The organism is Deltaproteobacteria bacterium (genome assembly GCA_020845775.1).
Lineage (GTDB): Bacteria > Bdellovibrionota_C > UBA2361 > SZUA-149 > JADLFC01 > JADLFC01.
Genome location: JADLFC010000049.1, coordinates 1 through 6717 on the forward strand (window position 1 = coordinate 1; position 6717 = coordinate 6717).

General features: G+C 42.3%; 8 protein-coding genes. 4 read left to right on the top strand and 4 right to left on the bottom strand.

Going from position 1 to position 6717, the window contains the following annotated elements; all coding sequences use genetic code 11:
* Positions 1-354 precede the first annotated feature (354 nt).
* The 4 genes from IT291_03355 to IT291_03370 form a co-directional block, all read right to left on the bottom strand.
* Entirely contained in the window at positions 355-765 is a 411-nt protein-coding gene (locus IT291_03355) for a retropepsin-like domain-containing protein (GenBank protein ID MCC6220260.1), read from the bottom strand.
* Complete coding sequence (locus IT291_03360; protein ID MCC6220261.1) at positions 752-1015, bottom strand: hypothetical protein; 264 nt, start codon at positions 1013-1015, stop codon at positions 752-754. The genes IT291_03355 and IT291_03360 overlap by 14 nt, the downstream gene beginning before the upstream one ends.
* Before the next feature lie 90 nt (positions 1016-1105).
* The gene (locus tag IT291_03365) at positions 1106-1717 is read right to left on the bottom strand and encodes a tyrosine-type recombinase/integrase (protein MCC6220262.1); all 612 of its coding nucleotides are present in this window, start codon (positions 1715-1717) and stop codon (positions 1106-1108) included.
* The gene (locus IT291_03370) at positions 1718-2638 is read right to left on the bottom strand and encodes a hypothetical protein (GenBank protein ID MCC6220263.1); all 921 of its coding nucleotides are present in this window, start codon (positions 2636-2638) and stop codon (positions 1718-1720) included.
* Between the two features lie 246 nt (positions 2639-2884).
* Here IT291_03370 and IT291_03375 point away from each other — a divergent pair, with 246 nt between their 5' ends.
* From IT291_03375 to feoB, 4 genes are all read left to right on the top strand, one after another.
* On the top strand, positions 2885-3289 hold the full coding sequence (locus IT291_03375) for a metal-dependent transcriptional regulator (GenBank protein ID MCC6220264.1): 405 nt from the start codon (positions 2885-2887) through the stop codon (positions 3287-3289).
* A 340-nt stretch (positions 3290-3629) separates the two neighbouring features.
* Complete coding sequence (locus IT291_03380) at positions 3630-4022, top strand: transposase (GenBank protein ID MCC6220265.1); 393 nt, start codon at positions 3630-3632, stop codon at positions 4020-4022.
* A 123-nt stretch (positions 4023-4145) separates the two neighbouring features.
* The gene (locus tag IT291_03385; GenBank protein ID MCC6220266.1) at positions 4146-4442 is read left to right on the top strand and encodes a ferrous iron transport protein A; all 297 of its coding nucleotides are present in this window, start codon (positions 4146-4148) and stop codon (positions 4440-4442) included.
* Positions 4443-4483: 41 nt separating this feature from the next.
* Positions 4484-6607, top strand: a complete 2124-nt coding sequence (feoB, locus tag IT291_03390) for a ferrous iron transport protein B (GenBank protein ID MCC6220267.1) — start codon at positions 4484-4486, stop codon at positions 6605-6607.
* The last annotated feature ends 110 nt before the right edge of the window (positions 6608-6717 follow it).

A 6717-nucleotide genomic window follows, 5' to 3' on the forward strand; every position in this document is an offset into this window, starting at 1 on the left:
AGGTGTCCGAGTGGTTTAAGGTGCACGCTTGGAAAGCGTGTGTGCGTTAACCCGCACCGGGGGTTCGAATCCCCCCCTCTCCGCCAATTTTGAAAGTACCACTGCGATCTCAAGTAGTTAATTTTGCTTGAGATCGTAAAGTTCGTGGAGTGGTACAAATTGAGTGACAAAGACGAAAAGTCGCTGATGATTGCGCTTGTCAAAATGCAAGCGAGTTGACGCAGAATGTTTTTGATTACTCCCGAGAGATTGATCAGGAATCGAGATCTCGATGCCAGCTAAACCTATTAAATAACCGAGCCTAAAAATCAATCTTCTGTACAACCCGGACAAAAAAAATCGAGTATAAAAATATTACTGCACACTAATATCAAAAATCTTCAGCAAACCTTGAGGACCATTTAGTTCAAAATGCATCTGTTTGATCAGATCAAAGCCTAGCAGACCATCAATACCGAAATGCGAGAAATTATCGAAATCGTAGACACCAACCTCCATGCCTGTAATCGAACGTCCAAACAAATTGAATTTTTCTACATTGACGATATATCCTTCAACTTCCTCGCCAACTGGTCCTTTTACTACCATTGTTCGAGTTGCCAGACGTGCAGAATACCCGATACTTTCCATCACGCCTGTATGAATCTGAGTTGTTCCGCACCCTGAATCAAAAACTAATTTTACTCTTTCATGACTTCTTGGACCAACTACTAATGCATCAACAATTGGTATGTCCTGATTGCGATCAAAACTAATGAGCTGCATTTGGAATTACCCTGATACAGCCCATCCGAATAACATTAGCCGTCTCTTTAATGTCACCGACATATAACCGAGCACCTGGAATAGGATCATTAGAGATCATTAGCTGATCAAATGCTTTTCTTGTGTCTGCATGTAAGTGCACCACTCCAGCAGATGGATAAGGAGTTCCTTCTTCCCAGTCGTAGTCAATAAGATGCACCCACTGACCATCGTATTCTTTGCGAATTTCATCCCATGTGAGTTTTTTCATATGCGCCGCCTGTAAAATTGAGAATTAAAAATCTGCCTAAACACTAGCACATTCCGCAAAAATCTGCCACAAAATCAAAAGCATGCGCATTCACGGAAACGCAGCAGTTACATCATTCCCAGCGCTGAAGTAAGGATTTTTTCTTGAGTTCATCAAATGCGAGAAATCCAGCCCGAAATCGATCTTCTCTATGACTTCCTCTGAAAGCAGCTTTATATTGATCTCATGATCATCGTAATCGCTGCCATTCGTATGTCCAACAACGTGATTAGCCCAGTCAATACGTACGTTCTTCTCCTTCAGATGATGCTTAAGAGTATGCCTGAACGAGTGATGACATAATTTGTTTTTATCTTTAGTGCGATCTTTGACCCCACAGCCAATAAGATACTTATCAAACCACTTAGAGCCTTGTGCCCAGTAGCCGTTCTTCTTGTCCCACTTAAGCCCAGAAAATAGCATCGTCTCACCAGCAGACTTCTGCTGAGTAACGTAATTCAAAAATCCAAGTTTGATCAGCATCGAGTGCACTGTTGTTCTTCTTTTTGCAGCTTTTGTTTTGCCAACTTTGTCGCCATTAGGGTTCAGTTGAGCAGCATTAAAATGAAAATAATGAATGTCCTGTTCTTCTTTGATATCGCATAGTTTTAACTGACAGAGTTCATTTCCTCTTGCTCCTGTATAAAGAGAAATCAGTGGTATTCAAAATCTAAAAGCATTTTTATGTTTCTTGCCGTTACACTGCATATATTCGTCACTGTAGAAGATCTTTTCTAAATGCCATTTTGTAAATCGCTGACGCTCATCCTCGTCAGTGACTCGTAGTGTAAAACCTTCTGCGTAATTATTATCTGTATAACCATGTCGTTTTGCCCAATCGAATAGAGCACTCACGTATTGCAGATATTTGTTCTTAGTTTTTGTTGATACAGTTTCAAAACCATCCAATTCGATGATCTCTGTAATATGCTTGCCCCTAAACTTATTAATGCAGTTTCTATTTTTGGGAAGTTTTAATACAATCTCCTTGTAATACCTGATCTCTTCGTAACCAAGAGTATCGAAGTGCCGTGCTCCCATGACTTCCATAAAGAGATCAAAGATCGACTGAGCAGTAGTGACTGTGCCAATCTTCCAATTAGACTGTTCTCTTTTTTCAGTGAGATATTTCGCTATTACCAGATCAATTTTATATTTGCCTGTCTTTGTGACTGTCTGAACCTGAGTGCCACCAACATCAAGTAAGCCATTCCGCTTTTCGCCTTCTGTTAGCAGTGATTGTTTATGATCATCATAGTACTGCTTCCGCTCAAGCGCCTTTCTTTCTCGTCGCAGATCTTCTTCTGCTCTGAATTGCTGAATTCGTTTTGCAAGATTAAACTTCTCACCGCCACCGCTATTTTTTGAATCTTCTGCCATAATTAACGCCTCCGAACAAAGATCATGCAGCCTAAGCTGCAGCTCGCAGCCACGCCTTAGCGCCTCACGTTTTTTGCTTGTGTTAAGTGAGAGCCTGATCTCTCGTTGAATATCGTCAAATCTCCGCAAAACCTGCTTTGAGACCACAAATCTCAGATAATAGATCCCGTGCCGTGACTTATAGATAAAAGCAGGTAATTTCAAATAGTTATCCTCATTAGACTTAAGATAACTATACTTTCTCCGCAGTTTTTAGTCTAAATTTCCAATAAATCTGCCCACTTAGTGATACAAACTCAGAAAAGCCCAAGAAAAAAGCTATTGTAATTACAGAGTTATAGACACGCAAAAAACAAAATCGTAGAATCCCCCCCTCTCCGCCAAGATCGCATCATATGTGGCAGTCGTTCTGGGTGGCGGCCCAGATGTCGGAAAATAGAGGGTTTTTAAGTGATGGAGCTTTGGAAGGAGTTTAGCGAGAATATCGTTACTCATAGTGCGGCGCATCACTTGTTGGCAATTTTTGAGCTAACTGCTTCTAGGGGTTATGCCAGAGTTAGCGATGTGGCTCGCTATTTGGATATTACAACTGGCAGTGCGTCTACTAATCTGAAGAATCTAAAAGCCAAAGGTTTAGTAACTGAGGACGACAACAGATTTTTGGCTTTATCCAAAGAAGGAACCAAAATAGCCCAAGCGATACTTGCAAGGCGAAAAATTTTGCAGGACTTTTTTGTGAATATTCTAGGTGTCGATCCTACCCAGGCTGAAATAGATGCTTGCAAGACAGAGCACTTGTTGAGCAAAGAGACGACAGACAAGATGGCAAGTTTTATTAAAAACTCTACTAAATAATTATCGTGCCATAATTAAGACGACAGATGCGTTAAAACTCTCATTAGCTTCCCTATCCAGAGAGGCCGCAATAAATTTACTAGAATAAGTATTCATAGCATTTACTAGTATATATAGTTTGGTGTAAACTAAAATAAGTATTTCGGCATAGAGAACGATACCTATCGCTATGTTGATAAAAGGTGGCAGTGCTGTCTTTCGCAAAAATGTTCGTTCCGTGTGTTGTAGTGAAACGAGCTGGTCTTTTTAGTGATTCTTTTAATTCATTAGTAGGTTTTTTTGGGTTTTGTGTGTCAAATGGGACGGCGTGGCGTTGCCATGTGACTTTCTTGGAGGACATATGAAGGCCCTGCAGGCAGTTGGATATGCCTTGACAAGTGATGAGTCCCGAAATGAACTTGCGCGGCTTATTAGCTCGGATCACCCTCTAGTACTATTGGAGGCTGCCGTGTCTTGGAACGAGCTGCTTGAAACTCTTAAGCCTATCTACCTAAATGCGAACGACTTATCTTCTTTTCCGCCTCGATTGATGCTTGGGCTTCACTATCTTCGGCGCCTGTATGGCCTTAACGATCAGCAGCTAGTCGATCGCTGGGAACATGACCCATATTGGCAATACTTTTGTGGCTCCAAATATTTTGAAAAAAAATTGGCACTCAAGCCAGAGGATATAAAAAATTGGCGCCAACTAGCCCGCACGCGATTGTCTGATTTCGATGATGTTATATCATAGTAATGTCTCAGGCTTCCTGTCGAGATTAAGAAATAATGGCATGTTTTTCGACACACCCGTTTATTAACGACTAAAGAGCTTGTCTATTTTAAAACTGTTTGGTATGACATGCACATATTTGGCATGTCTATTGAACTGCGTTTTTTAAGGCTGGATGTTTTGGAGTTGCGAAGATTAAAAAGTAAATTATTGCTAAGAAAAGGCGAAAAATTCAAAGTAATTGCTTTTCGCGACCCTTATACGAGTCTTGCGCAGCGCTTAGTAGGCATGGGCCTAGTATGCGGAGCTGTATTCGAGGTGGTAGGAAGTGCTCCGCTCGGAGATCCAGTTGAGATAAAGTTTAGGGGATATAATTTATCACTGCGATTAACTGAGCTAGAGGAGCTGACGTTTACACCATATTGCCATCAAGAGCGGTAAGGTATGCCGTTTTGTGGCGGCCAAGAAAAATCACTAATATTTTGACTACATTTCAATCTTTTACAGAATCATCTGAGCTACATAACTGGCAATCTAGATCGCCATTAATTGCCTTAGCTGGAGTTCCTAATGCTGGCAAAACTTCTCTTTTTAACTCCTTATCCGGGCTATCTTACAAAGTGGCAAATTATCCGGGAGTTACGGTTGAGAAGCGAGAGGCTAGAATAAAACTACCGGAAATTGGCGATGCGAGACTGGTAGATCTTCCTGGAACTTATAGTTTGTTTGGTGGTTCACCAGATGAGCAGCTTGCTGTCGATTTCCTGCTTAACGCCAGTAACGCATCCGAGAGGCCGGATTTGGTGATTTGCGTAGTCGATGCATGTAATCTGGATCGCAATCTGTACTTAGCTTCTCAACTCATAGATACGGGGCTGCCAGTAGTCCTCGCTATTGCCAAAGCAGACGCTGCAAAGAGGCGTGGCATCGTCGTGCGCACTGAACTGATGGCAAACGCCCTGGGCGTTTCCGTAATTAATGTTCATCATGCAAACAGAAATGCAGTAGAGCAGCTTAAAAGTTTAATTTCTGGAGCGGTTAGAAATGAGGCCATATCTGCAACTCGGTATCGATGGTGCAAAGAAAATAGCTACCTCGACTTTGCTGAAAAGTTGGGAAACGTATATGCGGAAGTATTTTCGAAAAAATTCAGAGACACTATTGCTGTCGGTATAGGTTTGTTGAGCTCTGCTCGTCACTGTGGTGACAAAGAGGTTTGTAAAGCTGTTGCGGGTTTTCGAAAAAATTTGCAGGAGATTGGCATTGATGCTGCCACGTATGAGGCATCGTGGCGTTACGAATGGATTGAAGAAGTAGTAAAACGCAGTGTGTCGTTTGCAGATGTCAAGAGACGGACTAGAACGGAAGCCATAGATAGGATTGTAACCCATAGGGTTTATGGGTTTATGATTTTTTTTACTATTATGGCAGTCATGTTTCAGTCAATTTTTACTTGGGCGAGTGTTCCCATGGATTTGATTGATCACGGCGTTTCCTGGCTCCAGCAATTAGCGTTAAAGTTTATTCCAGCAGGGCAGCTGCAAAGTCTCGTGGTGGACGGAGTTATTGCAGGTGTTGGAAGTGTGGTTATTTTTGTTCCGCAAATTGCAATTTTATATCTATTCATTTCCGTCCTGGAGGAGAGCGGATATCTTTGCAGAGCTGCTTATTTACTAGATAAGATAATGCGTCATGTTGGGCTGCAGGGGCGATCTTTTATTCCGCTATTGAGCTCCTTTGCTTGTGCAGTTCCGGGAATAATGGCTACTCGCAGTATTCCTTCGCACGTCGATCGGCTGCTTACTATTTTGGTCGCACCACTTATGAGTTGTAGCGCTAGATTGCCGGTCTACACATTATTAATAGCAGCTTTTATTCCAAATCAAACCATCGCTGGTGTTTTTTCCTTGCAGGGGCTCGTGTTTCTCGCATTGTATTTTCTCGGCATGGCGTCTGCTGCGAGTATCGCGTTCGTGGCAAAGAAGTTCTTTTTTAGAGGAGAGCCATCGCATTTTGTAATGGAGATGCCTCCTTATTGCATTCCGCGTTTGGGATCTGTCTTAGCGCAAATATGGGAAAAGGTCCGAGTGTTTGCCGTTAACGCTGGAACTGTAATCCTAGCCTGCTCAATTATTTTATGGTTCATGGCGTCCTATCCTAGGAATTCCGCGCAAGAGCCAGCAGAAGTTTTAAGGCATAGTTACGCTGGACGAATTGGACATGCAATCGAACCAGTGATTAGACCTTTAGGTTTTGATTGGAAGATAGGTCTTGGTTTAGTTGCTTCTTTTGCGGCTAGAGAGGTTTTTGTAAGTTCAATGGCGCTGGTCAATAACCTAGAGCAAGCGGATGAGCAATCGGAATCTCTAATTGCCGCAATCCGAGAAGCTAAGGATCCGCTGACGGGCGAACCGGCATATGCAATTCCTACAGTTTTATCGCTTATGGTGTTTTACGTTTTTGCCTGCCAATGTATTTCGACTTTAGCCGTTAGCAAACGCGAGACAGGCTCGTGGAAATGGCCAGCTATAATGTTTGCCTATATGGCCATTTTAGCCTATGTGGCTTCTTTTGTGGTCTATCAAGTTGCCTCGGTCTTGTTTTAGATGGAAGAAGCGGTGCTCTATATTGCTCTAGCGATGTCAGCAGGTTTTTTGCTGTTACGCTTGTTTCGAGCATTTAGAGGTAAAATTTCCTGTAAACGCTGTTACCAGGC